Consider the following 25,194-nt stretch of genomic DNA (forward strand, 5'->3'; position numbering starts at 1 on the left):
AAATATGTAAGTCCCCGGAAAGGTCTGAAAGGATCTATAAAACTGGATACATCTGAGTTGGCGTTTTTTTGTAGGGCAATTCCTTTATCGCTGTGGGGTGGGTCTCTGCTTGCTGTTGCTCGGGGGGGAACGCTATGCCAACCAGGAAACGACTAGGCTATTGTGCTTGCTCTAAATAATTCGAACAGCGAAATTGGACTTTCTCATGAATAAAGTGCTGATCGTGGATGATCATCCCGTCATTCGTCTTGCTGTGCGTATGCTAATGGAGCGTCATGGTTATGAGGTCGTTGCCGAGACCGATAACGGTGTCGATGCATTGCAACTTGCACGGGAGCATATGCCGGACATTGTCATACTGGATATTGGGATTCCCAAACTTGACGGCCTGGAAGTTATTTGCCGGCTGTCTTCTACCAAGCAATCCGTGCCCTTCAAGGTGCTGGTGCTGACGTCCCAGGCCCCTGGCCATTTTTCCATGCGTTGCATGCAAGCGGGGGCTGCCGGCTACGTGTGCAAGCAACAGGACCTGACCGAGTTGCTGAGTGCGATCAAGGCGGTGCTGTCGGGCTACAGCTACTTCCCCAACCAGGCGCTCAACTCGGTACGCTCCACCATGGGCAATGCCAGCGAGGCCGATATGGTCGAGCGTCTGTCGGGTCGGGAAATGATGGTATTGCAGCAGTTGGCCCGGGGCCGGACCAACAAGGAGATTGCCGACGGTATGTTCCTCAGCAACAAGACCGTCAGCACCTACAAGACACGTTTGCTGCTCAAGCTCAACGCCCGCTCCCTTGTGGACCTGATCGAACTGGCCCAGCGTAACGGCTTGGTATAGAGGAGGGCACCGCAGCGCGCATTATCTGGGTAACCGGCAGAAAAAAGCCTCCGTAAGGGAGGCTTCCGGCCGTCGATCGTTCGATCACAGATCGAAGTCGTAATCGGCCAGCTGTTTTTGCAAGCGTCGTTCTTCCAGAAGATTGTCGATGGTGCGGCGTTTGCTCAAATTGGTCTTGGCTACCTCAACGACGGGTGCCTCTGCCACATCATCATCCGATTCAACGAGGTCGTCTTCCACTTCCAGTTGTTCTTTGCCAGTGCTCATAAGGTTCACTCCGGGCTAAGACTGCCGTTGGCGCTCCTTATAACGATAATCCATGATCGGGTAAAAAAGATTTTTTCAATCGCCTGATCAAGAAAACCAATGATCCCTCAATCGTCGGATGTCTTGTCCTTGTATTCGCACAGGTCTTCGATACGACAGCTGCCGCAGCGCGGCCTGCGGGCCTGGCAAACGTAGCGCCCATGAAGGATCAGCCAGTGGTGAGAATCCAGCAGATAGGGCTTGGGTACAAACTTCATCAACTGCTTTTCGACCTCAACTACGTTCTTTCCACGGGCAATGCCGGTTCTGTTGCTGACCCGGAAGATATGGGTGTCCACCGCCATCGTCAGTTGCCGGAACGCGGTGTTGAGCACCACATTGGCAGTTTTACGACCCACCCCTGGCAGGGCTTCCAAGGCTTCACGGGTTTGTGGCACTTCACTACCATGCAGTTCCACCAGCAGGCGGCAGGTCTCGATAACGTTTTTGGCTTTGCTGTTATAGAGGCCGATGGTCTTGATGTACTCAGACAGTCCTTCCACACCCAGGGCATAGATCGCCTCTGGTGTGTTCGCCACGGGATACAGCTTGGCCGTGGCCTTATTGACGCCGACGTCGGTGGATTGGGCCGACAGGATCACCGCAATCAGCAACTCGAACGGCGAGGTGTAGGCCAGTTCGGTCTTGGGTTCCGGATTGTCTTCGTGAAGCCTGCGAAATATTTCCAGGCGTTTTGCGGCGTTCATCGGGTAGCGGGTTCCTTGCAGACGGTCAGCGGGATTGTATCAACACACACCGCAGGTTTGCGGGTCAGGTGTTGCTGAGGGCATCCATATGGCGCTGCGCATCGTCCAGCTTCAGTTGCGCCTCGGCCAGTTGCTGCGGTTCGACGTTCAGGTCCTGGGCTTTCTTCAGTTCCGCTCGACGCATCGCCAGCTGGATTTTGGCCCGTTTCAGATCAGCAGTGTTGCTGAATGACGTCGCTGCTTTCGGTACGATCCCCACCTCCAAGGCAGCCAGCGCTTGTTCCGCCGCTTCGAACTGCTGTTGCAGGATGATCAACTGCGACTGCTGTTCAAAGGTCGGTGGATGACCAAACGCCTTCAAGGATTTGTGCAGTTGGGCGCGGCTCATCGCGACAGCGATTTTGGCTTTTTTGGTCGCCGCATCCTCGGCAACATCGGCCTGCACCTGCAAAACCGACGTGGAACGCTTGGCCCGAGCCTGGCGTTCGGCGAGTCTATCTGCTTCTTCGCGTTGCAGGCGTGCATTGCGCTGCTCAAAGCGTCGCCGCGCCCTGTCGCGTTTCAGACCGCGTTCATGGTGTTGACGGTCATTGATCACCAGTCCGCCCACCATGGGCAGCACACGGGTCGCTGGGCGCATCTCAATGCAATCGACAGGGCAGGGCGCAACGCACAGGTCGCAGCCGGTGCACTCATCCATGATGACGGTGTGCATAAGCTTGGCGGCGCCGACAATTGCGTCCACTGGGCATGCCTGGATGCACTTGGTGCAGCCGATGCACTCGGCCTCGCGGATGTAGGCAACCTGGGCGGGCGCTTCCCCGCGACTGGTGTCCAGATCCAGCACCGGTACCTGCAGCAACAGCGCAAGGCCGGCGATGGTTTCCTCTCCGCCGGGCGGGCACTTGTTGATCGCCTCGCCACGCGCGATACCCGCGGCGTAAGGCTTGCAACCCGGGTGCCCGCACTTGCCGCATTGGGTCTGCGGCAGGAGTGCGTCGATGCGTTGAATGAGGTTCATGCTGTGATCATGGGCATAGCAAACCGGGTTTAATAGGAGGCTGGGGCTCTCTTGTGGTGAGCGGGGCAAGCCCGCTCACCACAACAAGCTCCTTCACCACAGCAAGCCCGCTCACTACAAGGTGGCTTACTTGATACGTTGACCCGGCTTGGCACCACTGTCAGGGCTGAGCAGGTAGATCTCTTCGCCACCAGGGCCGGCCGCCATCACCATGCCTTCAGACACGCCGAACTTCATTTTCCGAGGCTTGAGGTTGGCGATCATCATGGTCAGGCGGCCATCGAGTTTGGATGGGTCCGGGTAAGCGCTCTTGATCCCGGAGAACACGTTGCGTTGCTCACCGCCGAGGTCCAGTGTCAGGCGCAGCAACTTGTCGGCACCCTCCACGGCTTCGGCCTTGACGATCAGCGCGACACGCAGGTCCACCGCAGCAAACGCGTCGAAGTCGATTTCTGCGGAAATCGGATCCTTGGCCAGTTCGCCATTACCAGCCGGCGTCGATTCGCCAGTGTCGGTCTGGCTGGCGACCAGGTCTTCTTTCGAAGCGTCGGTCATGGCCTGGACTTTCACCGGGTCGATACGGGTCATCAGCGGCTTGAACTCGTTCAACTGATGATTGCTGAGCAGGCTGGCGTGATCATTCCAGGTCAGCGGCGCCACGTTGAGGAACGCCTCGGCGTCGGCGGCCAGCAGTGGCAGCACGGGTTTGAGGAAGATCACCAACTGGCGGAACAGGTTGACGCCCGTTGCGCAGATCGCCTGGACTTCTGCCTGCTTGCCTTCCTGTTTGTTCAGCGACCATGGTGCCTTGTCGGCGATCCAGGCGTTGGCGCGGTCGGCAAGGCCCATGATCTCGCGCATGGCACGGGCGAAGTCGCGGGCTTCATAGGCGTCGGCAATGCTCGGCGCGGCGGCCAGGAAGGCGGCGGTCAGTTCCGGCGCAGCGTTCTCGGCTACCAGTACGCCGGCATTGCCCTTGTGGATAAACCCGGCGCAACGGCTGGCGATGTTGACGACTTTACCGACCAGGTCCGAGTTGACCTTCTGTACGAAGTCTTCCAGGTTCAGGTCCAGGTCATCGACGCCACGGCCCAGCTTGGACGCGTAGTAGTAGCGCAGGTATTCCGGTGACAGGTGGTCCAGGTAGGTGCGCGCCTTGATAAAGGTGCCACGGGACTTGGACATTTTCTGGCCGTTGACCGTCAGGTAGCCGTGCACGGCAATGCCGGTTGGCTTGCGGTAGCCCGAACCTTCGAGCATCGCCGGCCAGAACAGGGCGTGGAAGTTGACGATGTCCTTGCCGATGAAGTGGTACAGCTCTGCGCTGGAGTCCTTGCTCCAGAACGCGTCGAAGTCCAGCTCCGGCGTGCGGTCGCAGAGGTTCTTGAAGCTGGCCATGTAACCGATCGGCGCATCCAGCCATACATAGAAGTATTTGCCCGGCTCGCCCGGGATCTCGAAGCCGAAGTACGGCGCATCGCGGGAGATGTCCCATTGCTGCAGGCCGCTGTCGAGCCACTCGGAGAGTTTGTTGGCCACGGCATCCTGCAGGGTGCCGCTGCGGGTCCAGGTTTGCAGCATCTGCTGGAAATCCGGAAGCTTGAAGAAGAAGTGCTGGGAATCCTTGAGCACCGGGGTGGCGCCGGAGATTGCCGACTTCGGATCCTTCAGGTCAGTGGGTGCATAGGTTGCGCCGCACTTTTCGCAGTTGTCGCCGTACTGGTCTTCGGTGCCGCATTTCGGGCAGGTGCCCTTGATGAAACGGTCGGCCAGGAACATTTTCTTTTCCGGGTCGAAATACTGGGTCACCGAACGCTGGTCGATGTGCCCGGCTTCCTTGAGCCGCAGGTAGATCTGGCTCGACAGTTCGCGGTTTTCTTCGGAGTGGGTCGAGTGGAAATTGTCGAAATCCACCAGGAACTCGGCAAAGTCGGCGCTGTGTTCAGCCTGCACATTGGCGATCAGTTGTTCCGGGGTGATGCCTTCCTTTTCGGCGCGCAGCATGATGGCCGAACCGTGGGCGTCGTCCGCGCAGACATAAATGCATTGGTTGCCGCGATGCTTCTGGAAGCGCACCCACATATCGGTCTGGATGTACTCAAGCATATGGCCAAGATGGATGGAACCATTGGCATAGGGCAGGGCGCTGGTGACGAGGATCTTGCGTGGCTCGGACATGGGGCTCGGCTACTTGATGAAACGGAGGTCGGCCACTATAAAGCGCCGGGAAATATATTTCACCCCGTGCCGCTGTTTCAGAATCTTCCCATCCTGCGAAAGCATGCCGTAAGGCCGCTGGAACGGTTAGGATAGCCACCTGTTTCATTCAGTCTTTTTCGGGAGTAGCCCATGAGCGCCGTCAATCGCGCAGCGGTGGAAGCCGTGCTTCGCCAGTACACCGACCCTTATTTGAACCAGGACCCGGTCAGTGCCGGCTGTGTACGCGCCATCGACGTCCAGGGCGACCAGGTGTCGGTCCAATTGGAGCTGGGTTATGCAGCCGGTCTGTTCAAGAGCGGTTGGGCACAGATGCTGCAAATGGCCATTGAAGGTCTCGACGGCGTGCGGTCGGCCAAGGTCGACATCCGATGCGTGATCGCCGCGCACAAGGCCCAGGCACAGATCCCTGGCCTGGCCAACGTCAAGAACGTAGTGGCTGTGGCGTCCGGCAAGGGCGGCGTGGGTAAATCCACCACGGCGGCCAACCTGGCCCTGGCCCTGGCTCGCGAAGGCGCGCGCGTGGGGATTCTTGATGCGGATATCTATGGGCCGAGCCAGGGCGTGATGTTCGGCATCGCCGAAGGCACACGGCCGAAGGTCAAGGACCAGAAGTGGTTCGTGCCGATCGAGTCCCTGGGCGTGGAAGTGATGTCCATGGCCTTCCTCACCGATGACAACACGCCCATGGTCTGGCGCGGCCCGATGGTCTCAGGCGCTTTGCTGCAACTGGTCACCCAGACCGCCTGGGGCGACCTGGACTACCTGGTGATCGATATGCCGCCAGGCACCGGTGACATCCAGCTGACCCTGGCGCAGAAAGTCCCGGTGGCCGGCTCGGTGATTGTCACTACGCCTCAGGACCTGGCCTTGCTCGACGCCAAGAAAGGTGTGGAAATGTTCCGCAAGGTCAACATCCCGGTGCTGGGTGTGGTGGAGAACATGGCGGTTCACATCTGCTCCAACTGTGGCCATGCCGAGCATCTGTTCGGCGAAGGCGGCGGCGAGAAGCTGGCCACTCAGTACGGCGTGGAACTGTTGGCCTCCTTGCCGCTGTCGATGCTCATCCGCGAGCAGGCGGATGGTGGCAAGCCTACCGTTGTGGCTGAACCGGACAGCCAGATCGCCATGATCTATCAGGAGCTGGCGCGTCATGTCGGTGCGCGGATCGTCCTGCAGGAAGCCGCCACGCCTGCCATGCCGACCATCACCGTCAGCGACGACTGAGGCGTTTGAAGGGAAAAAGCCTCGACGTTGTCGGGGCTTTTTCATGCCTGGAAGACGGTCAAGGTGCGTTTGTTTCGCAATTGCACAGCTGGTCGTGTAAGCATTTGCTTACTTTTTCGTAAGTGTTTGGGGTTTTTTCCTTCCATGGACGTCCGTTTTCTTCGAGAGTTTTTTCTAACCAATTGAAATTTAACAATTAATTATTCCGTGTTCAGGGCGATTGCATGTCAGTTCATGGGTTGGATCCCGTTGAACTTCCTTTGGAACTCTTTAAGATCAGCCCTGTGTCCACGGATTGGCACAGCCTTCAAGGAACGATGGTTGAAGGAACGTCGCAGGATGCGATTCATCAGGATGATGAAAAGGAATACAGGGACTAGGGAAAAAATGTGGGCGGGTCATACCGCCCCTTTTTTTTGCCTGCAGGAAAGTGAAACCGGTCGTCCAGAAACGCAAAAAGGCCCGCAAGGGGCCTTTTGGAGGGGGGCGACGCTATCAGCGTTCGAGGTCTGCAATCTTACCTTTTTTGCCATCCCACTCCGCTGCGTCCGGCATCGGGTCTTTGCGTTCAGTGATGTTTGGCCAGATTTCCGCCAGCTCGACGTTCAACTGAATGAATTCCTGCATCTCCGCCGGGACTTCATCCTCGGAGAAAATAGCGACGGCCGGGCATTCAGGTTCACACAGGGCGCAATCGATGCACTCATCCGGGTGGATAACCAGGAAGTTCGGGCCTTCGTAGAAGCAGTCCACCGGACACACTTCGACGCAGTCGGTGTACTTGCACTTGATGCAGTTGTCGGTAACGACGAAGGTCATTTCTAATATTCTCCTCAGGCGGCGGCAGCGAAACCCTTTGTGGCAGGGCTCGCGAGGTTCGGGAGCGATAGTCTGCAGGCCAGGCTAAAAGCCTCCAGCATCCCAAACCGCGCGAGAGTCTACCAGCTTGCAAGCGTCTGCGTTATATCCGAACTTGCAGTGCATATAACATTTCGAGCGCTTTTCGCGGCGTCAAGCCATCCAAGTCAAGCTTAGCCAATTCATCCAGCACCGGATGGGGCAGGCTGGCAAACATGTCGCTCTGGTGCGGCGCAGCCGGTTTGCTGGCGGCTTTGGCTGGGCTGGCGACCACCGTCTCATGCGGCAGGGCCGTGGTTTCCAGGCGGCGGAGGTGCTCGCGAGCGCGGGTGATCACATCGTTCGGAACCCCCGCCAGTTGCGCCACGGCCAGGCCGTAGCTCTGGCTGGCGGGCCCTGGCAGCACGTGGTGCAGGAACACGATACGCTCGTTGTGCTCGGTGGCGTTCAGGTGCACGTTGGCTACCAGCGGCTCGCTTTCCGGCAACACCGTCAGCTCGAAATAGTGCGTGGCAAACAGCGTGTAGGCACGCAGGTGCGCCAGGCGTTCGGCTGCCGCCCAGGCCAGGGACAAGCCGTCGAAGGTGCTGGTGCCGCGACCTACTTCGTCCATCAGCACCAGGCTGCGTTCGGTGGCATTGTGCAGGATGTTGGCGGTCTCGCTCATCTCCACCATAAAGGTCGAGCGCCCACCGGCCAGGTCATCGCTGGAGCCGATCCGGGTGAAAATGCGGTCCACCAGGGACAGTTCGCAACTGGCCGCCGGCACAAAGCTGCCGATATGCGCCAGCAGCACGATCAAAGCGGTCTGCCGCATGTAGGTGGATTTACCGCCCATGTTCGGACCGGTGATGACCAACATGCGGGTATCGTCGTCCAGCGACAGGTCGTTGGCAACGAACGGCGTGGTCAGCACCTGTTCTACAACCGGGTGACGACCTTGCACGATGCGCATGCATGGCTCGCTGACAAAACGCGGGCAGTTCAGGTCAAGGTTCAGCGCACGTTCGGCCAGGTTACTCAGCACATCCAGTTCGGCCAGCGCGGCGGCAGTGTCTTGCAGCGGCGCCAATTGGCTGATCAAGTCTTCCAGCAAGTTCTCATAGAGCATCTTCTCTCGAGCCAGGGCGCGGCTCTTGGCCGACAGCGCCTTGTCTTCGAATTCTTTGAGCTCCGGGGTGATGAACCGTTCGGCACCTTTGAGGGTCTGGCGACGTTGATAGTCGATCGGCGCCGATTCGGCCTGCTTGCTGGGCAACTCAATAAAGTAGCCATGCACACGGTTGTAGCCGACTTTCAGGTTGGCCAGGCCGGTGCGGGCTTTTTCGCGGGCTTCCAGGTCGATCAGGAACTGCCCGGCGTTTTCGCTCAGGGACTGCAGTTCATCCAGTTCGCTATCGTAACCGGTCTTGAGTACGCCGCCGTCACGGATGATCGCCGGCGGGTTGTCGATGATCGCTTTTTCCAGCAAGGCCGCCAGTTCCGGGTAGGTCCCGGCTGTGACGGCGAGTTGTTGCAGGTGCGGCGTATCCAGCTCGGTCATCGCCACTTGCAGTTGCGGCAGGGCGCCAAGGGCATCGCGCAGGCGTGCCAGGTCGCGGGGCCGTGCGTTACGCAGGCCGATCCGCGCCAGGATACGCTCGATATCGCCGATTTCCTTCAGCTGTGGCTGCAGCTTTTCAAAGCGATAGCCGTCCAGCAGGCAGGTAATGGAAGTCTGGCGCGCTTGCAATACTGTCAGGTCCCGCAGCGGACGGTTCAACCAGCGGGTCAGCAGGCGGCTGCCCATAGCCGTCTGGCAACGATCGACCACCGATTGCAGGGTGTTATCGCGACCACCGGCCAGGTTGGTATCCAGCTCCAGGTTGCGACGGCTGGCGCCATCGAGCACCACGGTATCGTCCAGACGCTCATGACGCAGGCTGCGCAAGTGCGGCAGGGCGGTGCGCTGGGTTTCCTTGGCGTAGCCAAGCAGGCAACCGGCGGCGCCGATGGCCAGGGTCAGGGTTTCGCACCCGAAGCCTTTAAGGTCCTGCACCGAGAACTGCTGGCACAGACTTTTCAGCGCCGAATCACGCTCGAAATCCCACGGCGCACGGCGCTTGGCCCCACGACGTTTTTCTGCCGGCAGATCCTTCGGCCAATCATCCGGGATCAACAGCTCCACCGGATTGATGCGCTCCAGTTCTGCCAGCAGGTTCTCCCAGCCCTTGATCTCCAGCACGCTGAAGTTGCCGCTGGTGATATCCAGCACCGACAGGCCAAACAGACGCTCATCGCCCAACACCGCAGCAATCAGGTTATCGCGACGCTCATCCAGCAGCGCCTCATCACTCACCGTCCCCGGCGTAATAATACGCACCACCTGGCGTTCTACCGGCCCCTTGCTGGTTGCCGGGTCGCCGATCTGCTCACAGATCACCACCGACTCGCCCAGCTTCACCAGCTTGACGAGGTAACCTTCCAACGAATGGTAAGGAATCCCACACATCGGAATCGACTGCCCCGCCGACTGCCCGCGCGCGGTCAGGGTGATGTCCAGCAGCTTGGCGGCCTTCTTCGCGTCTTCGTAGAAGATCTCGTAGAAGTCGCCCATGCGGTAGAACATCAACTGATCAGGGTGCTGGTTCTTGAGGCGCCAGTACTGCTGCATCATTGGGGTGTGGGAGGACAGGTCTGAAGTGGTTTTACTCATTGGGTCGTAGGCAAATTCGTTGAAAGGAGTGGGGCAAATGTGGGGCATTCCGCCCTGCGATTTTGCAATGGGCGCAAGGTTAACACGCAAGGTCGGCGCTTCGCAGGTCGCAAACGGATAGGTAAAACGCAAAAGGGGGCGGCGCATTTACTCAACTGCAAATAAGCGCGCCGCCTGTATCTGCCATGCCTTTGTATTACAGCGCCCGCACGGGGATGCAGATGTCACAGATGAACTCACCGGTGTCAGAATCGGTTGCGGTCGCCGCAAAAAACGTCTCGAAACATGGCCGGTCATCGCATTGCAGACCGCTGGAGGGCATCCATTCACGCGTCAGCCACATCCAGGCATCGGCTATTTTGTCTGTTTTCCCTTTGAAGCTCGCTACGGCATAGCGGCCGCCCGGCAGGGTCTGGATATCTGCTTGGGCGCTGGTCACAAAAGAGGCTGGCACTTCAACGCAGGCGTCATAGCGGCACTTAGTTGGAGGCGTGATCGAAGGATCGTCATACCCTATGCCGTAACACCGTTCACCGCCGAGGCCGTTGGAGTGCATCCACGGCGCCATGGTCCCGCGCCAGAAGTAGCCGATTGCGGGGCCGTAGGGGCCGATCAGGCGTTGGTAGGCAACGCGTACCTTGGGTAAATCAATAATGCGTACGTCCATGGTGGGCTCTTTCACTGAAGGAGAAGAGAACCCAGCGTCGTCGAACGTACGCTCATGTGCCTGATGGGCATTGCCGAAGACCTGATCGGGATTGCTCTCCTGCGGACCCGGCCGCGGCCCGATGGCAGCCGCCTGCGCTGCCAGCCGCTGTGGTGTGTTGGCGCGCCACTCGGATGGCGTGCAGCCAAACTGGAGTTTGAAGGCCCGTGCGAATGCTTCGCCCGAATTGAAACCGCTGGCCAATGCCGTTTCAAGCACGCTTTCATGGCTGCCGCAGGACAGGCGGAACGCTGCCTTCTCCAGTCGCCGCCGCCGGACGTAGCTGCCCAAGGTCTCGCCCATCCACGCCGCGAAAATCCGATGAAAATGGAAGCGCGAAAAGTTGGCGATATCGGCCAACCGGGCACCCTCCAAGGGGGTGTCCAGGTGGGCATCGATGTAGTTGAGTACGCGGTTCATACGCCGGGCGTACTCGGCGCGGGATGCGTGGGCGCAGATTTTGGTGGTCATAGTGCGTGGTAGTATGCACAAAAAATGCAAATTAGCATTTGCCAAGCCAAAAAACTCCCGTCACTATCCCCGTTATGCAAAAACGCAACGTTTCTATCGTATTAAGAGAACTGCTGGACCGCGACCGGATCTCCCCCACGGAGCTTCACCGGCGTACTGGCGTGCCTCAATCCACACTCTCTCGGATCCTCAGCGGCAAGATCGTTGATCCGTCGGACAAGCACATTTCCCGTATCGCCGAGTACTTCCGCGTCAGCACCGATTACCTGCGCGGGCGCGCGGCCATGGGCGCTTTGCGCGATGACGTGCGTGACCCGATGCATTCGGAACTCAAGGACATAAGCCTGTGGGACGACGACACGCCCGTTAATGATGACGAGGTGTCGATCCCTTTTCTGCGCGAGGTTGAATTGGCTGCTGGATCAGGAAGATTCGTCATCGAGGAAAGCGAGAAGGCCAGCCTGCGGTTCGGCAAGCGCAGCCTGCGGCATAACGGTGTGCAGTTCGACCAGGCCAAGTGCGTGACCGTGCGCGGCAACAGCATGTTGCCGGTGCTGCGCGACGGTGCGACGGTCGGGGTGAACGCGGGCAAAAGCGGCATTGGCGATATCGTCGATGGTGACTTGTATGCCATCAATCACAACGGCCAATTGCGCGTGAAACAGCTCTATCGCCTGCCTTCCGGGATTCGCCTGCGCAGTTTCAACCGCGACGAGCACCCGGATGAGGACTATAGCTTCCAGGATATCCAGGATGAGCAGATCAGCATCCTGGGTCATGTGTTCTGGTGGGGCATGTACGCCCGTTAACCTTCTTGCGTAAGACAAAGCCCGCCAACGAGCGGGCTTTTTTTCGTCTGCAGAAAATCGCCAAACCCTCGGCCCACGAGGCTAAAAATGCATGTGTGCATTTATGCGGTAAAAATAAATGCATTTATGCATTGACTGTATATGCATACATACTTATTCTTCATCCAAGCCAGCCAAACAAGGCTTGGTGGAGGCGGCAAGGATGCTGCCAGGAAAGACAAGGAAGGCACGCAACACCGGCAAGGACGCCATCTGAGCGATGGCAGGGAGGCCAGGCAACACCGGCAAGGATGCCGACGCTCTTTAGTTTTACCGCTTCAAGAACAGGCAGCGATGAACCGGCCTCATAACGGTTCAGAGGGTTGGCAACTGACCCGGGTGTGCAGCGTAAAGCACCAGAAGCAGTTATCCGGCAGACAGGGATCGTGGTCGGAAAAACATCGAGGAAAGATCCGTACCGCGCCAGTAGCGCCGAAAGATCGAATATGGACCGCATTACTGAAAAGCCCGGGCAACCGGGCTTTTTGGAATGCCTACCTACAAAATGGATTTACCCAAGAGCCGGCCCCGCGCCGGTAGTGCTCAGCCAGGAGGCGTGACATGACAAACGAGCAGCAAGCGTTAGCGGAAATGCCTATCTGGCTGGTGATCGTACTGGCCCTGATCGGCGGGGTCTCCGGAGAAATGTGGCGCGCCGACAAGGAGGGCGCCCGCGGTTGGTCGCTGGTACGGCGCCTGGCGTTGCGGTCCGGGGCGTGCATGGTCTGCGGGGTCTCGGCCTTGATGCTGTGTTACGCCGCCGGCATGTCGATCTGGACCGCCGGCGCCATTGGTTGCCTCACCGCCATGGCCGGCGCGGACGTGGCCATCGGCCTTTATGAACGCTGGGCAGCCAAGCGCATCGGGGTCAACCAGGCCCCGACCTCTCGCCCGGATCAGCAGTAACCGCTGCAAGGATGCAAGCAGATGACACCTCTCGAAAAACCTTCCCAACTGCCCGTGGCGATTGGGGATGCGCTGAAGAGTGCGTTCCCACAGCTTCGGGTTGGTAATCATCATGACTTTTCTGGAGCGGGCGATAAAACGGGCATTTTGATCAGCGTGGATCGCAACGGCCCTGGCATTCGCTCGCTTGCAGGACGCAAGGCGCACGCCTTGTCGGTTTCACTCAAGGTCATGGTCGCCGGCGGCTCGGCACCGTTTGATGCCTGCGACCTGGCCAGCCAACTGATGGACCTGGCCCTGGATAACCGCTGGGGCCTGCCGCCCGAACAATGCGACCTGCCCACTGCGATTGTCGCGGCACCTTCCGTGCTCACCAGTGCGGAAACGGACTATGACACTTGGACTGTTTCCTTCACCCAAAACCTCTATCTCGGGCCATCGCTGCTCGAAGATCCTACGGGCAAGCCGCTGTTTGCCTGCACCTGGGAAGTCACGAACATCGACGATCCCGATCAATACCGCCCGTTGCAGGAGTAGCCCATGTTCGATGCATTGCTACGCATGCAACTGGGTCCGATCGTCGAGCGCCTGGCCGAAATGGAAGCCCAGCTTGAAGATCTCTATCGACGCGCAGAAAGCTTCTGCCGAATCGGCGTGTGCCAGGAGGTCGACGCCGCCAGCAATACCTGCACGATCAGCCACGGGGACTTACTCAGTCCGGCGATCAAGTTTTTCAACCCCAGCGCCGGGGCGCAGACCGAAACCCGTATCCCCTCGGTGGGCGAACAATGCCTGCTGCTCAATTACGGCGGCGGGGAAGGGGGCGCGCAGTCTGTGGCCTTGTTCGGCCTCAACAGCAGTCTCTTTCCGCCCGTGTCCGACGTCGCTTCGTTGACGCGGCGTCGCTATCAGGACGGCACTCAAAGTGACTACGACGACGCCAGCCACACCTTCAATTGGGTCAACGGCCCCACCACGGTTAGCGGCTCCCGCGAGCAGATTGTCGTGAACGTAGGTGCCGCCAGCCTGACCCTTGACGCCCAGGGCATCACCCTGCAACTCGGCGCCAGCGGCGTGTTGCTGGATGCCGCCGGCGTTCATTTGAGCGGCCCGGTGGTGGACCACCAGGGCCGTGTGATCAGCAGTGCATAAGGATTTGCCATGATCGGAATCGATAGGAACACCGGGGCAGCCGTCGACGACTGGCTGCAATTCGTGCAGCGCGCCACCCGAGCGCTGACCACCCCCGTGGGTACTCGCCAGAAACGCCCGCTGTACGGCTCGTTGATCCCGCAACTGCTCGGGCAGAACCTCGGTGACGACCTGCTGATTCTCGCCCAAAGCCACGCTGCCCAGGCCTTCTATAACACCCAGAACGGCATCGCCGACTTTCAGCCCCAGGTCATCGTCGCCACCCGCCAGGGCGCCGGTCTGTTGTTGCGTTTTGCCGGTACCTGGAAAAACCGCCAGCAATCCTTCGAGGTCGTGACATGAGCATGTTGATCCCTGGCCAGAACCAACTGGCGGAACCGGCCATCATCGCGGTCGATGAGTTCGAACCGTTGTTGGCCGAGTTCAAGGCCTTCGTCGTCGATTACGTCGCCACCCGCGCACCGCAAAGCGCAGCCAAACTCAAGGTCAGCCTCGACAATGAAAGCGAACTGCTGACCCTGGCCCTGGAAGCATTTTGCGTGCGCCTGCAAACCCACGAGCGCAAGTACAACGCCCGCATCAAGCAGATGCTGGCGTGGTGGGCTACCGGCAGCAACCTGGATGCACGCCTGGCCGATATGGGCCTGGAGCGCCAGGTCCTCGACCCCGGCGACCCGGCTGCTTTCCCGCCGGTGCCACCGATTCTGGAAAGCGACGACGACGCCCGCCTGCGTTACTACCTGGCGCCCCACGCCCCGGCGGCGGGTTCGCGCATGCAGTACCGGCGTGAGGTGTTCACCCTGGGCGAGCGGCCGTCAGTCAAGGTGCAAAGCGCCACGCCGGGCGTTGTGAGCGTCAGCTACACCTTTGATCCGGACGGTTATGCGGCGCAGGTCAAGGACGGCAACGCTCGACGCACCGCCCCCGGCGAGGTGATGGTCACCGTGCTTTCCAGGGAAGGTGATGGCACTGCGTCCGCTGATTTGCTTGACGGCGTGCGGCGACATTTCGCACGGCCCGATGTAAGACCGGAAACCGATCTGGTTACCGTCCAGGGAGCACAGATCCAGCGCTACAAAATCCGCGTGATCGCCAAGATCAACGCCGGCCCGGATTCGGGATTGACCCAGGTCGCTGCACAAAAACTGCTGCAAACCTACGCCGATTCCTGTCATCGCCTGGAAGGCCGCGTCGACCCAAGCTGGATCGACTACGCCATCCACAGCGCTGGCGCGGTGCAACTGCAGATCCTCGAACCGCTGGAGCCGATCATCAGCACGGCATTCCAGGCCCCGTATTGCACGGGGGTTGAAGTGGAGGTGCGCACGCTATGATGGATGAACCCAAAGCGAGCCTGTTACCGGCCAACAGTTCACCGTTGGAAAAGGCGCTGGACCTGGGGTTTGGGACATTGCTCGAACGGGTCGTACCGCCGTTCCCGGCGTTGATGAATGCGCTGCAAACGCCCGCCGAATTCCTGCCCTATCTGGCTGCCGACCGAGGCGTCAATGAATGGAACGCAGATGCCAGCGAGACCGAAAAGCGCCTCACTGTGGCCTTGTCATGGCAGATCCAGCGTCAGGCGGGTACGCCCAAGGCGTTGAGCTACGCAGTGGAATCGCTGGGGTTCATCCCCCACATCAGCGCCTGGTATCAGCAGCGGCCACTGGGTGTGCCCTACACCTTTGATGTGCAGGCGATCATCGGGCGAAGCTGGTCCAGCGGTGACCATAACCGACTGATCCGTCGAATCAATGCAGCGCAGAGTGAGCGGGACCTGGCGACAATCACCATCGTGCATGAAACCTCCCAGGGTTTACGCCTCTGTGCTGCCGCTGACCCTGGGTTGAGCGTCGGCGAGGACAACCCACCTGGCGCACTGCCCGAAGTGAAGCTCCAGGGTGCCGTCTCCTTCAACAGCGCAGCCCACACCCCGGTGAGCGATGGCGAGTTGCAGCTTGAAGGCGCGCTACCGGAACTCGGGCTTGCCGCCCGGCTAACCAGTGTCGGGCTGGCCCGGCACTACACCATTAACGACTACGACCTCAGGGCGCAGCCATGACAGATGACATTACGCGCCTGGTGCGCTTCACCTCCAAAGGTTTGGATGAAGTGCTTCAGGCAAAGAACCAGGGCCTGAAAGGCGAAATCACCCACATCGGCGCCGGCACTGGCCGCTACAACCCGGATGGTACGGAGGTGGCCTTGCGTGACGAGCGTCAACGGGTCGCTATTGTGGATTACGAGGACTTGGGCGACCGCCAACTCAGGATGGCCGCGCTGTTTGATGGCGAGGCCGAATATGAAATTGGCGAGTTCGGTTTTTATCTCGCCAGCGGGACTTTGCTAGCGGTGTATTCCGTGGCAGGGAAGTTGTTGACGTATAAAGCGGCAGCGGCGCGGGTGTTGCAAAAGTTCACGCTGGATATATCGCCGTTACCGGCGGACAGCGTGACGATTGTAGTGGGGAGTGACAATCTCAATATTTTATTGGGTGAGGATATTGCGGTCCTTGCAACGGCGAACATCGATAATATGACTCGCAATACCGAGTTGTTGTTTCGTGTGATGCAGTTGGAGTCGGGCCGTTAGGGCATAAAAATCAAGGAGGATTGATTGTGAGTATAGAAACAACTATCACGTCGCTGGTGACAGCCGCGAATAACTTGACCACTGCGGTCAATGGGAAGATCGGAAGTATCAATGCCACGATGGCCGGCGCATTGGCGCAGTTCAATGAGTGGCGCAATCTTAAGGACGTTCAGGGAAAACCCGACGGGATAGGCACCATTCGCAGCAACATTCTTCAGGGGCATGTATACACCTGTGGTGGTATTGATGGTCTCGGTGCCTCTATTGGCGCCCTGTCGGTAGGAGATTTTGCTTCAACTGACCTCGGTGGCATGAATAACGTTTATATGCATTTCAAGGTGCCACTCAATATTAACGTTGATTCGCAAATGTTCTGGTTCAATATTAAGGGCTATAGCTACGGTACCGCGAAAATAGTGGATGAGACGCTGGTGGGCTATTGCTATAAGCCCAATCGGTCGCTCCATAACGTATCGACGTTTGGCAATATGTCCCCCTCTGTTTATGTGGATGCAAACGGCAATATTGTTTTGCGGATTCTTTTTCCATCGGTTTATTACACAACGGTTCGTATCGACACGATGCGTGTGGGTAATGGTCGTCTATTCGCGCTGGGCGATCTTCAGTCCAGGTTGTCGTTGGCCGACACTGTTGTATTTAATTAAGGAGGCTACATGTCTGATATGCCCAATGCTGAAAACAATGTTTCGCCGCTGGCCTCGCCGATGCCCGGAGTGGAATGGGCTGCCATTCGTGCCCGCCGTGACCAATTGCTGCGCAACACCGACTTCACTCAATTGCTGGATTATCCAGCCACCGATGCGCAACGCGTTGAGATAGTCGCCTATCGAAAGGCGCTGCGTGATATCCCCGAACAAGCCGGTGACCCCTCGCAACTGACATGGCCCGTACTGCCGGCGTTCCTGAAATAACCCACCGCGAAAGCGGTTTTTTTTCGCCCCTCCAAAGCCCCTCCCGCAGGGGCTTTGGCGTTTTCCACCCGGAGAATTCCAACCATGGCTAATCGCCAAACCTACACCGTCCTCATCCCTTTCCCCACCGGAGCCGGCCATTGGTCCACCGTCGGCGAGGAACTGGAACTGCTGGACGTCGAAGCATCCGCCCTGCGCACCGCCGGCCGCCTGGAACTGACCAGCGTCCTCAATTCCACCCCCAAGAAGGCTGACTAACCATGGCTGAGGTTCTGAACTTCGAGCACAACGGCATCACCGTGAATGCCACCGAATCCCCCGAGGCCATGGGTGGCCTTGGTGACAACGTGATCGGCCTCGTCGGCACGGCGCCGAAGGCGCATGCATCGATCCCGAAGAACGCGCCGTTTCGCATCAACAGCTTCACCACCCAGGCGCTGCTGGACCCTACCGGTACTGAGTCGGGCACGCTGTTCCACGCCGTGTACCAGATCCTCAAAGTGGTGAAGGTGCCGGTCTATGTGGTGATCGTGGAGGAGGGCGCCACCCCGGCTGACACGATCAACAATGTGATTGGCGGCAACGAACCCGTCACCGGCCGCAAGTTGGGCCTGGCTGCCCTGGCCAGCGTGCCGGAAGACCTCACCATCATCGGCGCCCCAGGCTTCACCGGCACCAAGGCCGTGGCCGGTGAGTTCGCCGCCTTCGGTAAGCGCATCAAGGCCCGTGTGGTGCTGGATGGCAAGGACGCCAGCGTCGCCGACCAGGTGACCTACAGCGGCGAACTGGGCGGTGCCGACCTGGGCTTCGACCGTTGCCTGCTGGTGCATAACATGCCGTCGGTGTACTCCAAGGCGGCGAAGAAGAACGTGTTCCTCGCGCCATCGTCCCTGGCTATCGCGGCGCTGGCCAAGGTCAAGCAATGGGAAAGCCCGGGCAATCAGGTGACGTTCGCCGAGGACGTTTCCCGCGTGGTTGAGTACAACATCCTCGACACTTCGACCGAAGGCGACCTGCTCAACCGCTACGGCGTGAGCTACTACGCCCGCACCATCCTGGGCGGCTTCTCGCTGCTGGGTAACCGCTCCATCACCGGCAAGTTCATCAGCTACGTCGGCCTGGAAGATGCGATCAGCCGCAAGCTGGTCAAGGCCGGCCAGAAAGCCATGGCCAAGAACCTCACCAAGTCCTTCATGGACCAGGAGGTCAAGCGCATCAACGACTGGCTGCAAACCCTGGTCGCCGACGAAACCATCCCCGGCGGCAGCGTGTACCTGCACCCGGAACTCAACAGTGTCGAGAAGTACAAGAATGGCACCTGGTTCATCGTCATCGACTACGGCCGCTACGCGCCGAATGAACACATGATTTATCAACTCAATGCCCGCGATGAAATCATCGAGCAGTTCCTGGAGGACGTTCTCTAATGTTTACCAACCGAGTCAGACAGGCCATCGCGGCCACCCTTCAAGGCCTGCCGTTGTCCGCGACGGTAGAGGAGTTCACTCCACCGAAGATCGAGTTCGACATGGAACCCATGTCCGGCGGGCGCTTTATTGCCGAGGAAATGGCCAAGAGCGGCAAGGTGCTCAATGCCAAGTTGATCCTGCAAGGCGCCGGCCCGGAAATCATGCTGGCCCTGGGTGTGCGCCTGGGTGACGACATCCTGCTGAACGTGCGCGAAGCCGGCCAGGATCAGGACGGCAAGACCTATTTCACCTACCACACGGTCGGCGGCAAGCTCAAATCCCTGGAGGAAGCGAAGCTGAAAATGGGCGATAAGGCACTCACCACCCTGGAGCTGTCCTGCCGCACTTACAACCGCTTGGAAAACGGTATTCCGGTCATCGACATCGACGTACGTACCCAGAAGTTCATGCTCAACGGCGTCGACATCCTCGGTGATGCGCGCCGTGCCGTGCTGATGCCGTAATGCCCCGGGGGCGAGCGTGCTCGCCCTCATACTTTACCAAGGAGCTGTCCCATGGCCTGGATGCCACCGCTGCATGTCCTGCTGTCCCCGATCACCGCCGACACCGGCGCGATGATCGAGCAGGTGCAACTCAAACCGCTGTTCTACGCCGCGCAAAAAGACGCGCTGGCCCGGGCCGGTGATGACGAGGACGACCAGTTCTTCGAACTGGCGAAACTCGCCACTGGCCTGTCGGAAAAAGAACTCGACCAACTCAAGCGCCCGGACTACGTGAGCATTTCCCAGTACGTACACGAGATGTCGACTCTTCCTGCGTCGTTCTTCCTCGGTGAACAGGCGGAATCAACCTACGACCAGCCCGTCCAACTGTTGCTGCCTCTCGATGCAGCCGGGCGAACCCTGACCGAGCTGCCCCTGGAAATGCCCGCGCTACGCGCTACCAAAGTGATGAAAAAACTCGCCACCAACAAAGAACGCGCCGAGTTCATCACCGCTCACTGCGCCGGCCTGATGATTCCTGACCTGGCCGGCCTGACCGTGCCTGACTGGACCGAGCTGCAGGAGCGTATCGACGATTTTTTAAATCAACCGGCGGACTTCTTTCGGAGCGCGACATCGAAGTGATCCTCGATGTGGTGCCGCTGATTTACTCAGTCAATGAGATCGAGATCCTCAACTGGGACGCCGGAAAAGCATTGCGCCGCTACGACATCGCGATCACTCGCCTTGGCGTCAAACAGGAGTAAGCGGGATGCAAGACAAGTATTCGCTGGCGTATGCCACGGCCAAGGATGGCCAAGCGGTCGTCGGCAAGGACGCTACCATTGTCAACTCAGACGCCTTGGCACCTGAACGCCTTGGCGAGGCGGCACCGATACACCCGATGAGCGTGGCGCTGACTAACGCAAGCGTGCAGCTCGGTGGTCTGTCATTGTCCCTGGGGTTACTGCGCAGCAGCGTGGATGGACTGCGCGCCTCTGTATCGCGGCTTGAAGCCGTAGACGTTAACCCGTCCAGAACTGACAGGCGGACTGAGCCGAGCAGCGCCATGGAGTTCAAGTCGAGCAAGGTGGATGATCGGCGCCTGACCCGCGAAGCCTTGACGGTGCGCAACATGGAGCGCCTCGACCCGGTCGCGGCTTTTCAGCAGGCGAATGCCAGCTTTGCGTTTGGATCGAAACTCCCCCCGGAAAAATCAATAACGGGCTTGCGCGAAGAGTCGAGCAAAAGCACGGAGCGGTTGACCAAGACGCTTGAACCTGTACCGGTCTTGGGAGAAGCCACATGGCTGCGGGCCAAAACCGGCGTGTTGGACACCGTCAACAATTGGGCCAGCGATTCACCGGTCGCCGCTGAATCGCTCAAGACCGCTGAAACGGTGATGTCGTCGGTCGTTTCACCGGTGGTTTCCGAATTCTTTTCGGGCGTGGGCGAGACGATTAAAGAGCGGGTGACGGGCAATTTGGTGGATATGACACTGGGCAAGTTGCCCGGGGTTGGCAAGTTGTTCAAGGACGGCGGTTACGATAAAGGAAAGGACAAGGGTAAAGGTTGTTGCTGCCCTGGCGAGTCGCAGAGCGGCTCCCCGCGTCCCAGCATTATTCTGCCGCCGGGCTACGAGCGTGAGCGTGGACAAAGCACTTCCGGTAAAGCCCAGGGCAAGGGCTCGGGTAAAAAAAGCGGCATGCTCGGTAATTGGTTGCGTGATGCATCCGATCGGTTGGGTAGGGCGATGTTGCCCGGCTCGCGGCTCGGGTTTCAGGCAGGAGGCTCGCTGCAGGGTGCTTTTCCTGGGGGGGCTGCCTTCGGGAGTCATCCAGGACTTACCGGCGGAACAGGCAAACCTCTCGGGTTGACCGAGGCGTTGGAGCGTGGCGCAGTCGGCAGGCCCGGTGACTTTCCGGGTAACCCACGCGCACCGTTTCAGCCCATACCGCCTGCGTTGCACGCTGCGCCGTCGCCCAATTTGCCTCATGCCCCGACTTCGCGGTTGGCCGGCACCATGACCCGGCTGGAGTCGGTCGGCGCCCGTCGCCTCGGCCCGATGCGGTATGTCGACACCGCCATGGATGTGGTCGAGGGGGTGCGCAACGGCGATGCCAAAGCCGTCGGCTCCGGGCTCAGTGCCGCCGGTGGCGCCTGGGCCGGGGCCTCTGCCGGTGCGGCCATCGGCACGATGATTTTCCCTGGTGTCGGTACAGCGGTCGGCGGTGCGATAGGTGGTTTGCTTGGCAGTGAGGCCGGTAGTTGGCTCGGTGACAAGCTGTTCGGTTCAAACGACCGCCTGCCCGCGCCCGCCGACGTCAGCAAGCACCTGGACAATGCCCAGGCCGACAACCGTCAAGTCACGTTTGCCCCGCAGATCACCATCAATGCAACGGAGCAGGCCAGCTATCAACAGCTGGCGGAGTTGGTGGTGCAACAGATCGAAGCGCAATTTTCGCCGCTGTCGATGAGCGACCTGCTGGGGTCGCGACGTGATTCGGCACTGACCGATATTGGAGGGGTGTGATGCGGCAACAGATGGCATTGGGCACGTTTATTTTCGGGCTGTCTCGTGGATTCGCCTACGACACCCTGGACCGCGCCAGCACAGGTGGATGGGTCGGCCTGCCGATTATTGCCGGCAAACCCAAGTCCAGCCAGGTCGGCCCAGAGCTTGAAACGCTGACCTTCGGCGGTAAGGCCGCACGGGCAACCGGCATGGCGCGCCTGGATGAGCTGCGTACGTTGCAAGCCCTGCGTGCGCCATTGCCGCTGGTCGATGGCGTAGGCCTCAGCTGGGGGTTGTGGACGATCAAATCGGTGAGCGAAAAACAATCCAATGTGATCGACGATGGCACCGCCATGGTTATCAATTGGTCGCTGGTATTGGAGGAGTTCGTCAATGCGTAGGGTGCGAAGTATTGCTGGTGATTCGGTGAACCTGTTGCTGTACCGCGAGCTTGGCCGCTGTGACGATGCTGCCGAGGAAGTGCTGTGGCGGTTGAACCCAGGGTTGGCCGAGCAGGGCGCAGTACTGCCGGCAGGTGTCAGTGTGATTGTGCCGGAACTGGACAGGCAGCCCATTGCGAAGCAGCCCGTTTCGGCCTGGGACTAAGGAGCGACCATGACACTTGGATATACACCAGTGGTGGAAATCTACGGGGCCAATGCCGCGCTGCTCAACGAACGCTTGTTGGAGTGGGAGCATAGTGATACGGCCGGTCTTGTCTCAGACCATCTCAAGTTAACCCTCGATATCGAGGGCCTTGATGGCCTGCCCGACTTGGGTGGGAAAATCGGTCTGCGCGTGGGGTATCTGGAAACCGGCCTGGTGGACAAGGGGACGTTCAAGATCACCAAGCGCACACCGTCACTGTTTCCCATGCGCCTGGCATTGGAGGCCACGGCAGCACCGTTTGACATGGACGGGTTCAAGCAACGTCGCACCGCCAGTCACGGGCCGATCACCCTGGGCGCATTGTTCCGTCAATTGACGGCGCGCTACGGTTATTCACCACGGGTGGCGCCTGACCTTGAAGGCAAGCAGATTCCGCACATTGACCAGACCAACGAAAGTGACATGGCGTTGCTGACACGCTTGGCCAGACGTTTTGATGCCGTGGCCAAGCCGGTCGATGAGTTTTATGTGCTGGGCCGTAAAGGCCAGCTCACGTCCTTGTCGGGCAAGACCCTGCCGGATGTGCGGCTGTCGCTGACGCGTGACAATCGCCCGGGTGAGCGTGCTTTTATCAGCGCCAAGATGTCCGAGGGCAGTCGCGCCAAATATGACGGCGCAAAAGCGTCCTGGTGGGATGCGGCGGCCGGTAAGAAAAACGTGGTGCAGGTGGGTATCGAGCCGTTTAAAGAGGTTACGCAGCGTTACCAGAACGAAGCCGAAGCCCGTTCCGCTGCTGAAGGCGAGATGCGCCGTGTGAGACGTGAAGGGCTGAAGATCGAGGTGATTTGCCCTGGAAACCCCGCATTCGCCGCTGAAGGCTTGTTGCTGCTGGATGAGTCATGGCCAGGCTTCATGCAGGGGCGCTGGTCGATCAATACCGTGACGGCCAGTGGCAAGCGCAAAGACAGCTATCGCTGCACGATCAGCGCGAGCGGTTTGTCCCTCGCAGAATAAACCGCGCCATTGACACCCCTCATGCTTTATTTGAGGTTTCTGATGTGGAGGCAACATGGTTCTGTCTGAGCAACAACTCGTGAAAATCCTACCGAGCTCCCGCATCAAGGCGGGAGTTTTCATTTCTGCGCTGAACTGCGCCATGCTCCACCGTCAAATCAACACGCCACAACGCATCGCCGCCTTCCTCGCCCAAATCGGCCACGAGTCCGGGCAACTGCGCTACGTGCGCGAACTGGGCAGCGATCAATACCTGAGCAAGTACGACACCGGCACCCTGGCCGCACGCCTGGGCAACACCCCTGAAGCGGACGGCGACGGCCAGAAGTACCGGGGCCGGGGGCTGATCCAGATCACCGGTCGCCGCAACTACCTGGCGTGCAGCCAGGCGCTGTTCGGCGATGATCGCTTGCTGCGACAACCCGAATTACTGGAGCAACCGCAATGGGCTTGTGAATCCGCTGCCTGGTTCTGGCAAAGCAATGGCTTGAATGAACTCGCTGACAAGGACCAGTTCACCACCATCACCCGGCGCATCAACGGCGGGCTCAATGGCCTGGAGGATCGTTTGCAGCTGTGGGCGCGGGCGAAGGCGGTGTTATGCGTTTCTTAGTTGCGATTGGCGTATGCGTGCTGGTGGTCGTTGTCTGGCAGGTGCAGGCGTGGCGGTACGGGGCACAGATTGAACGCTTGTCGGCCGCACAGACCCAGAAAGCCCTGCATCTACAGCAGGCCGAACAAGACAGACGGCTGGCCCTTGAGCAACAGCTCAGCGCCAGCGACCAACAACATGCCCGGGAGTTGAGCGATGCCCAACGTACTCAAGCAGCTTTGCGTGACCGCATTGCCACTGCTGATGTGCGGCTGTCAGTCCTTCTCGACGCTTCCAGTGGCTGCCCCATGCCGGCCGCCACCGCCGCCGGCAGCGTGGTTCATGCAGCCCCGCGAGCCCGACTTGACCCAGCGCATGCTCAGCGAATTATCCGCATCACCGACGACGGCGACAGCGCCCTGATTGCCTTGCGTGCCTGCCAGGCGTATGTGCGCGCCGTCGCCCGTTAGTGTCTTGAGACAGTCCGTCACTTGCGTGTGAGATTGTCTCCTGTAGGGTAGGCGAACCCCCGCCCACGACTGGAGACGACCGTGAAGGAAATCACTCAACTGGCTGCCGAACTGGGTCGCCGCCTGCAGGTGCTCAACGCCCACGTCACCACGGCCGAGTCGTGCACCGGCGGCGGTATCGCGGAGGCCATCACACGGATTCCGGGGAGCTCGGCCTGGTTCGAGGCGGGTTATGTCACCTATTCCAATCGGCAGAAGACCCGGCAATTGAACGTGCCGGAAGCCTTGTTTGCAAAAGTCGGGGCGGTCAGCCAGGAAGTAGTCGAGGCAATGGTCCGTGGCGCCCAGGAAAAAAGCCTGGCGCGGTTTGCCGTGGCGGTCAGCGGCGTGGCGGGACCGGACGGCGGTTCGCCGGATAAACCGGTGGGCACCGTATGGCTGGGGTTTGGCGTGGGGGAAGAGGTCACGGTCGAGCTTGAGCACTTCACTGGCAACCGCGAGGAGGTCCGCCGACAAACGGTAAAGGCCGCGCTAGAGGGCTTGTTGCGACGAGCTGCAGCAGAAATAGAAAATCAGGGGTAGGCGATCCCTGATCTTTGTGGAACA

Annotated in this window: 31 protein-coding genes; 24 read left to right on the plus strand and 7 right to left on the minus strand. The window is 59.5% G+C overall.

The genetic code is table 11. The features are described 5' to 3' along the window. Window positions 1-205 precede the first annotated feature (205 nt). The gene (locus M2497_RS06890) at window positions 206-838 is read left to right on the plus strand and encodes a response regulator transcription factor (RefSeq protein ID WP_058423776.1); all 633 of its coding nucleotides are present in this window, start codon (window positions 206-208) and stop codon (window positions 836-838) included. Window positions 839-922: 84 nt separating this feature from the next. Here the strand turns inward: M2497_RS06890 and M2497_RS06895 are convergent, their stop codons facing one another. The 4 genes from M2497_RS06895 to metG form a co-directional block, all read right to left on the minus strand. After that, entirely contained in the window at window positions 923-1,105 is a 183-nt protein-coding gene (locus M2497_RS06895) for a hypothetical protein (protein WP_248486520.1), read from the minus strand. 107 nt (window positions 1,106-1,212) lie between these two features. After that, a complete protein-coding gene (gene nth, locus M2497_RS06900) occupies window positions 1,213-1,851 on the minus strand; it encodes an endonuclease III (RefSeq protein WP_058423774.1) in 639 nt (212 codons plus the stop codon). A gap of 64 nt (window positions 1,852-1,915) precedes the next feature. Next, window positions 1,916-2,872: an electron transport complex subunit RsxB gene (gene rsxB / locus M2497_RS06905; RefSeq protein ID WP_248486521.1), complete on the minus strand. Its 957-nt coding sequence runs from the start codon at window positions 2,870-2,872 to the stop codon at window positions 1,916-1,918. 126 nt (window positions 2,873-2,998) lie between these two features. After that, window positions 2,999-5,050: a methionine--tRNA ligase gene (metG, locus tag M2497_RS06910; protein ID WP_248486522.1), complete on the minus strand. Its 2,052-nt coding sequence runs from the start codon at window positions 5,048-5,050 to the stop codon at window positions 2,999-3,001. Between the two features lie 171 nt (window positions 5,051-5,221). On the opposite strand from metG, the gene apbC reads away from it, so the two are divergent. Further along, window positions 5,222-6,316, plus strand: coding sequence for an iron-sulfur cluster carrier protein ApbC (gene apbC / locus M2497_RS06915; RefSeq protein ID WP_058423771.1), 1,095 nt, complete (start codon window positions 5,222-5,224; stop codon window positions 6,314-6,316). Window positions 6,317-6,811: 495 nt separating this feature from the next. Here the strand turns inward: apbC and fdxA are convergent, their stop codons facing one another. From fdxA to M2497_RS06930, 3 genes are all read right to left on the minus strand, one after another. After that, window positions 6,812-7,135, minus strand: coding sequence for a ferredoxin FdxA (fdxA, locus tag M2497_RS06920; protein WP_003208688.1), 324 nt, complete (start codon window positions 7,133-7,135; stop codon window positions 6,812-6,814). A gap of 142 nt (window positions 7,136-7,277) precedes the next feature. After that, window positions 7,278-9,869 carry a DNA mismatch repair protein MutS gene (gene mutS, locus M2497_RS06925; protein WP_248486523.1) on the minus strand — a complete coding sequence of 864 codons (2,592 nt, stop codon included), beginning with the start codon at window positions 9,867-9,869 and terminating at the stop codon, window positions 7,278-7,280. 196 nt (window positions 9,870-10,065) lie between these two features. Then, entirely contained in the window at window positions 10,066-10,995 is a 930-nt protein-coding gene (locus M2497_RS06930) for a GyrI-like domain-containing protein (protein WP_248486524.1), read from the minus strand. A gap of 125 nt (window positions 10,996-11,120) precedes the next feature. Between M2497_RS06930 and M2497_RS06935 the strand changes: the two genes are divergently transcribed. The 22 genes from M2497_RS06935 to M2497_RS07035 all read left to right on the plus strand — a co-directional run bounded on the left by M2497_RS06935 (window position 11,121) and on the right by M2497_RS07035 (window position 25,170). Then, window positions 11,121-11,855 (plus strand): XRE family transcriptional regulator, encoded by a 735-nt coding sequence (locus M2497_RS06935; RefSeq protein ID WP_248486525.1) that lies wholly within the window; start codon window positions 11,121-11,123, stop codon window positions 11,853-11,855. A gap of 600 nt (window positions 11,856-12,455) precedes the next feature. After that, a complete protein-coding gene (locus tag M2497_RS06940; RefSeq protein WP_058423767.1) occupies window positions 12,456-12,800 on the plus strand; it encodes a phage holin family protein in 345 nt (114 codons plus the stop codon). Between the two features lie 21 nt (window positions 12,801-12,821). Beyond that, window positions 12,822-13,337 (plus strand): hypothetical protein, encoded by a 516-nt coding sequence (locus tag M2497_RS06945; RefSeq protein ID WP_248486526.1) that lies wholly within the window; start codon window positions 12,822-12,824, stop codon window positions 13,335-13,337. Between the two features lie 3 nt (window positions 13,338-13,340). After that, entirely contained in the window at window positions 13,341-13,952 is a 612-nt protein-coding gene (locus M2497_RS06950) for a phage baseplate assembly protein V (RefSeq protein WP_248486528.1), read from the plus strand. A gap of 9 nt (window positions 13,953-13,961) precedes the next feature. Next, the gene (locus M2497_RS06955; protein WP_248486530.1) at window positions 13,962-14,294 is read left to right on the plus strand and encodes a phage baseplate protein; all 333 of its coding nucleotides are present in this window, start codon (window positions 13,962-13,964) and stop codon (window positions 14,292-14,294) included. Continuing rightward, on the plus strand, window positions 14,291-15,286 hold the full coding sequence (locus M2497_RS06960) for a baseplate J/gp47 family protein (protein ID WP_248486532.1): 996 nt from the start codon (window positions 14,291-14,293) through the stop codon (window positions 15,284-15,286). Before M2497_RS06955 ends, M2497_RS06960 begins: the two co-directional genes overlap by 4 nt. Beyond that, window positions 15,286-16,014 carry a phage tail protein I gene (locus M2497_RS06965; RefSeq protein WP_248486534.1) on the plus strand — a complete coding sequence of 243 codons (729 nt, stop codon included), beginning with the start codon at window positions 15,286-15,288 and terminating at the stop codon, window positions 16,012-16,014. The genes M2497_RS06960 and M2497_RS06965 overlap by 1 nt, the downstream gene beginning before the upstream one ends. Continuing rightward, complete coding sequence (locus M2497_RS06970; RefSeq protein ID WP_248486536.1) at window positions 16,011-16,544, plus strand: hypothetical protein; 534 nt, start codon at window positions 16,011-16,013, stop codon at window positions 16,542-16,544. The genes M2497_RS06965 and M2497_RS06970 overlap by 4 nt, the downstream gene beginning before the upstream one ends. A 26-nt stretch (window positions 16,545-16,570) precedes the next feature. Continuing rightward, window positions 16,571-17,209 carry a hypothetical protein gene (locus M2497_RS06975; protein ID WP_248486538.1) on the plus strand — a complete coding sequence of 213 codons (639 nt, stop codon included), beginning with the start codon at window positions 16,571-16,573 and terminating at the stop codon, window positions 17,207-17,209. A 9-nt stretch (window positions 17,210-17,218) separates the two neighbouring features. Beyond that, complete coding sequence (locus M2497_RS06980) at window positions 17,219-17,476, plus strand: tail fiber assembly protein (protein WP_248486540.1); 258 nt, start codon at window positions 17,219-17,221, stop codon at window positions 17,474-17,476. An 84-nt stretch (window positions 17,477-17,560) separates the two neighbouring features. Then, window positions 17,561-17,734 carry a hypothetical protein gene (locus tag M2497_RS06985; protein ID WP_248486542.1) on the plus strand — a complete coding sequence of 58 codons (174 nt, stop codon included), beginning with the start codon at window positions 17,561-17,563 and terminating at the stop codon, window positions 17,732-17,734. 2 nt (window positions 17,735-17,736) lie between these two features. After that, window positions 17,737-18,903, plus strand: coding sequence for a phage tail protein (locus tag M2497_RS06990; protein WP_248486544.1), 1,167 nt, complete (start codon window positions 17,737-17,739; stop codon window positions 18,901-18,903). Further along, window positions 18,903-19,409, plus strand: a complete 507-nt coding sequence (locus tag M2497_RS06995) for a phage major tail tube protein (protein ID WP_248486546.1) — start codon at window positions 18,903-18,905, stop codon at window positions 19,407-19,409. Before M2497_RS06990 ends, M2497_RS06995 begins: the two co-directional genes overlap by 1 nt. 51 nt (window positions 19,410-19,460) lie before the next feature. Then, window positions 19,461-20,033 carry a phage tail assembly protein gene (locus tag M2497_RS07000; protein ID WP_248486548.1) on the plus strand — a complete coding sequence of 191 codons (573 nt, stop codon included), beginning with the start codon at window positions 19,461-19,463 and terminating at the stop codon, window positions 20,031-20,033. Continuing rightward, the gene (locus M2497_RS30650; RefSeq protein ID WP_255337130.1) at window positions 20,030-20,155 is read left to right on the plus strand and encodes a hypothetical protein; all 126 of its coding nucleotides are present in this window, start codon (window positions 20,030-20,032) and stop codon (window positions 20,153-20,155) included. The genes M2497_RS07000 and M2497_RS30650 overlap by 4 nt, the downstream gene beginning before the upstream one ends. A gap of 5 nt (window positions 20,156-20,160) precedes the next feature. Then, window positions 20,161-21,921: a phage tail tape measure protein gene (locus M2497_RS07005; protein WP_248486549.1), complete on the plus strand. Its 1,761-nt coding sequence runs from the start codon at window positions 20,161-20,163 to the stop codon at window positions 21,919-21,921. Continuing rightward, window positions 21,921-22,304: a phage tail protein gene (locus tag M2497_RS07010; protein ID WP_248486551.1), complete on the plus strand. Its 384-nt coding sequence runs from the start codon at window positions 21,921-21,923 to the stop codon at window positions 22,302-22,304. Before M2497_RS07005 ends, M2497_RS07010 begins: the two co-directional genes overlap by 1 nt. Continuing rightward, window positions 22,297-22,509, plus strand: coding sequence for a tail protein X (locus M2497_RS07015; protein WP_071488737.1), 213 nt, complete (start codon window positions 22,297-22,299; stop codon window positions 22,507-22,509). Before M2497_RS07010 ends, M2497_RS07015 begins: the two co-directional genes overlap by 8 nt. A gap of 9 nt (window positions 22,510-22,518) precedes the next feature. Beyond that, the gene (locus M2497_RS07020; RefSeq protein WP_093119402.1) at window positions 22,519-23,526 is read left to right on the plus strand and encodes a phage tail protein; all 1,008 of its coding nucleotides are present in this window, start codon (window positions 22,519-22,521) and stop codon (window positions 23,524-23,526) included. Window positions 23,527-23,581: 55 nt separating this feature from the next. Beyond that, on the plus strand, window positions 23,582-24,139 hold the full coding sequence (locus M2497_RS07025) for a glycoside hydrolase family 19 protein (RefSeq protein WP_248486553.1): 558 nt from the start codon (window positions 23,582-23,584) through the stop codon (window positions 24,137-24,139). Next, window positions 24,127-24,588: a lysis system i-spanin subunit Rz gene (locus M2497_RS07030; protein ID WP_248486555.1), complete on the plus strand. Its 462-nt coding sequence runs from the start codon at window positions 24,127-24,129 to the stop codon at window positions 24,586-24,588. Before M2497_RS07025 ends, M2497_RS07030 begins: the two co-directional genes overlap by 13 nt. Before the next feature lie 81 nt (window positions 24,589-24,669). Continuing rightward, complete coding sequence (locus M2497_RS07035) at window positions 24,670-25,170, plus strand: nicotinamide-nucleotide amidohydrolase family protein (RefSeq protein ID WP_248486557.1); 501 nt, start codon at window positions 24,670-24,672, stop codon at window positions 25,168-25,170. Window positions 25,171-25,194: the final 24 nt, after the last annotated feature.

This window comes from Pseudomonas sp. CYM-20-01, assembly GCF_023169845.1.
Lineage (GTDB): Bacteria > Pseudomonadota > Gammaproteobacteria > Pseudomonadales > Pseudomonadaceae > Aquipseudomonas > Aquipseudomonas azotoformans.

What these genes read in the sequence shown, in the direction of transcription:
- M2497_RS06890 (WP_058423776.1), top strand. Translation starts at nt 206, where the DNA reads ATGAATAAAGTGCTGATCGTGGATGATCATCCCGTCATTCGTCTTGCT.
- M2497_RS06895 (WP_248486520.1), bottom strand. Translation starts at nt 1,105, where the DNA reads ATGAGCACTGGCAAAGAACAACTGGAAGTGGAAGACGACCTCGTTGAA.
- nth (WP_058423774.1), bottom strand. Translation starts at nt 1,851, where the DNA reads ATGAACGCCGCAAAACGCCTGGAAATATTTCGCAGGCTTCACGAAGAC.
- rsxB (WP_248486521.1), bottom strand. Translation starts at nt 2,872, where the DNA reads ATGAACCTCATTCAACGCATCGACGCACTCCTGCCGCAGACCCAATGC.
- metG (WP_248486522.1), bottom strand. Translation starts at nt 5,050, where the DNA reads ATGTCCGAGCCACGCAAGATCCTCGTCACCAGCGCCCTGCCCTATGCC.
- apbC (WP_058423771.1), top strand. Translation starts at nt 5,222, where the DNA reads ATGAGCGCCGTCAATCGCGCAGCGGTGGAAGCCGTGCTTCGCCAGTAC.
- fdxA (WP_003208688.1), bottom strand. Translation starts at nt 7,135, where the DNA reads ATGACCTTCGTCGTTACCGACAACTGCATCAAGTGCAAGTACACCGAC.
- mutS (WP_248486523.1), bottom strand. Translation starts at nt 9,869, where the DNA reads ATGAGTAAAACCACTTCAGACCTGTCCTCCCACACCCCAATGATGCAG.
- M2497_RS06930 (WP_248486524.1), bottom strand. Translation starts at nt 10,995, where the DNA reads ATGAACCGCGTACTCAACTACATCGATGCCCACCTGGACACCCCCTTG.
- M2497_RS06935 (WP_248486525.1), top strand. Translation starts at nt 11,121, where the DNA reads ATGCAAAAACGCAACGTTTCTATCGTATTAAGAGAACTGCTGGACCGC.
- M2497_RS06940 (WP_058423767.1), top strand. Translation starts at nt 12,456, where the DNA reads ATGACAAACGAGCAGCAAGCGTTAGCGGAAATGCCTATCTGGCTGGTG.
- M2497_RS06945 (WP_248486526.1), top strand. Translation starts at nt 12,822, where the DNA reads ATGACACCTCTCGAAAAACCTTCCCAACTGCCCGTGGCGATTGGGGAT.
- M2497_RS06950 (WP_248486528.1), top strand. Translation starts at nt 13,341, where the DNA reads ATGTTCGATGCATTGCTACGCATGCAACTGGGTCCGATCGTCGAGCGC.
- M2497_RS06955 (WP_248486530.1), top strand. Translation starts at nt 13,962, where the DNA reads ATGATCGGAATCGATAGGAACACCGGGGCAGCCGTCGACGACTGGCTG.
- M2497_RS06960 (WP_248486532.1), top strand. Translation starts at nt 14,291, where the DNA reads ATGAGCATGTTGATCCCTGGCCAGAACCAACTGGCGGAACCGGCCATC.
- M2497_RS06965 (WP_248486534.1), top strand. Translation starts at nt 15,286, where the DNA reads ATGGATGAACCCAAAGCGAGCCTGTTACCGGCCAACAGTTCACCGTTG.
- M2497_RS06970 (WP_248486536.1), top strand. Translation starts at nt 16,011, where the DNA reads ATGACAGATGACATTACGCGCCTGGTGCGCTTCACCTCCAAAGGTTTG.
- M2497_RS06980 (WP_248486540.1), top strand. Translation starts at nt 17,219, where the DNA reads ATGTCTGATATGCCCAATGCTGAAAACAATGTTTCGCCGCTGGCCTCG.
- M2497_RS06985 (WP_248486542.1), top strand. Translation starts at nt 17,561, where the DNA reads ATGGCTAATCGCCAAACCTACACCGTCCTCATCCCTTTCCCCACCGGA.
- M2497_RS06990 (WP_248486544.1), top strand. Translation starts at nt 17,737, where the DNA reads ATGGCTGAGGTTCTGAACTTCGAGCACAACGGCATCACCGTGAATGCC.
- M2497_RS06995 (WP_248486546.1), top strand. Translation starts at nt 18,903, where the DNA reads ATGTTTACCAACCGAGTCAGACAGGCCATCGCGGCCACCCTTCAAGGC.
- M2497_RS07000 (WP_248486548.1), top strand. Translation starts at nt 19,461, where the DNA reads ATGGCCTGGATGCCACCGCTGCATGTCCTGCTGTCCCCGATCACCGCC.
- M2497_RS07005 (WP_248486549.1), top strand. Translation starts at nt 20,161, where the DNA reads ATGCAAGACAAGTATTCGCTGGCGTATGCCACGGCCAAGGATGGCCAA.
- M2497_RS07010 (WP_248486551.1), top strand. Translation starts at nt 21,921, where the DNA reads ATGCGGCAACAGATGGCATTGGGCACGTTTATTTTCGGGCTGTCTCGT.
- M2497_RS07015 (WP_071488737.1), top strand. Translation starts at nt 22,297, where the DNA reads ATGCGTAGGGTGCGAAGTATTGCTGGTGATTCGGTGAACCTGTTGCTG.
- M2497_RS07020 (WP_093119402.1), top strand. Translation starts at nt 22,519, where the DNA reads ATGACACTTGGATATACACCAGTGGTGGAAATCTACGGGGCCAATGCC.
- M2497_RS07025 (WP_248486553.1), top strand. Translation starts at nt 23,582, where the DNA reads ATGGTTCTGTCTGAGCAACAACTCGTGAAAATCCTACCGAGCTCCCGC.
- M2497_RS07030 (WP_248486555.1), top strand. Translation starts at nt 24,127, where the DNA reads ATGCGTTTCTTAGTTGCGATTGGCGTATGCGTGCTGGTGGTCGTTGTC.